The sequence below is a fragment of the Sagittula marina genome (assembly GCF_014196795.1).
Classification (GTDB): Bacteria; Pseudomonadota; Alphaproteobacteria; order Rhodobacterales; family Rhodobacteraceae; genus Sagittula; species Sagittula marina.
On the sequence record NZ_JACIEJ010000040.1, the window covers coordinates 1 to 1,563 of the forward strand.

A 1,563-nucleotide genomic window follows, 5' to 3' on the forward strand; every position below is an offset into this window, starting at 1 on the left:
AAATAACGTTGAGGGCAAAAACCAGACCGCCGCGCTAATCTCTCAGCGCGCCCGCCTGACAATATCCTCGGTATGCTTCAACCTCGCTTCGCTTCTGTGTCGCCTCTCAGCGCCTCGTCCGCTCCGTCCGGTCCGTCCCGCAGCGCCTCAGCGCCGCCGGTGAAGGGGCTTTTACGGCTACCCCAAACGACTCGCAACCCCTTTTTTCAACTTTCTCACCAAAAATCCAAATTCACACGGAACCAAACTGCAATTTGAAAAATGCGCCCCTCGATAAGAGCGACCTTTGCAGCCAAATCCCCAACAAAACAGGGCCAAACACCTCGCGCATGCCCCACGCACAGTTTCGCAGCACTTCTGCGAAAAGCCGAGAAAGCACCCTCCCCCACAAACGCAAGCGGCGCCTTGCTGTGTGTCGGGCGACCACCTTCGGCGTCGGGCCTCCGGAAACCGTAGACGTCGGTTCATGATATTGGCGCCCTCCTTCCATGTGAACCACGATGGCATCCAGACGTCGCCGTCACTGCGGAGGCAAACACAACAAAGCAGCAGCAAGGGATACAGCATCTGCGGATCAAATGACGTTTGGGGCGGATGGAGAACAAGATCTGGATCAGGTCGGTGCTGGTCAGCCGCAAGGAAGCTCGGATGTGATCAAATAGCGGCGAAAACCGGCCAGCATTTGTTCGGAGGCGCTGCCCTAACTGCCGAGCACCGCATTAACCACTTGCCGGATCTCGCGCGAGGGACGCCCGGCGGGGCAGCCCCTCTGATTCGAAGAGACCGTTTGTAAGGGGCCCCTTCGCGCCAGCCCTCAACTCAGGCACCGACGCAGGCCTGAGCCACTTCGCGAAGGTCTCGGGTTTGCACTCAATTCAATACTCATGCAGATCCAGCGAAGCCTGTGACCACCCTAATGCAGCTCCAACGGCGTGTGTGCCGTCTAGACAGGTTTGCACTGTAAACGCCGAGACAGGCAAAGCTACGCGTCACTCAGCTGGCAAGCTTGTCTCAAATGCCCCTCCATTCCCACGAAAGGATCACTCCGAGCGCTCAAACGCCACGCCAGCAGCGACACCTGCATTGAAATTGCGGGAGCGAAATATCTGTGCGTCGATGCGCGTGTATCCATGGACCCTTGCTGCCCCACTTTGCGACGGCTTTCGTTGACTTGGAATTTCGCGCCACACAGCCCAAAATATATCCTGGTCCGGACGCGCGCCTTAGCGATCACGCCGCGCGTCCCGCTGTGTTTCTTTTTCGTTGGGCTAGACGGTTTCACCTATTGTCTGAGGCAGTTACAGAGGTAGAAATCCAGACATTTGGTAAAACGGCAGCGGCTTGCGAACCGTGTTTCTAATCGGTATGAACGCGCCACGGTCCCGTAGCTCAACTGGATAGAGCACCTGACTTCTAATCAGGATGTTGGGGGTTCGAGTCCTCCCGGGATCGCCATTTTCAGCCAATTGTGCCAATGAAGCATAAGCTTGCACGATTTGGCGGTTTTCATGCACACCCCCTGTCAAGAGGCTCGGGGTGCCTCTCTGAAGGTTTCTTCTAGCA

The 1,563-nt window shown here is 56.8% G+C and carries 1 tRNA gene; it reads left to right on the plus strand.

Annotation, left to right across the window (positions count from 1 at the left end):
- The first annotated feature begins 1,378 nt into the window (after positions 1-1,378).
- Positions 1,379-1,455, plus strand: a tRNA-Arg gene (locus tag GGQ68_RS24050).
- Positions 1,456-1,563 lie beyond the last annotated feature (108 nt).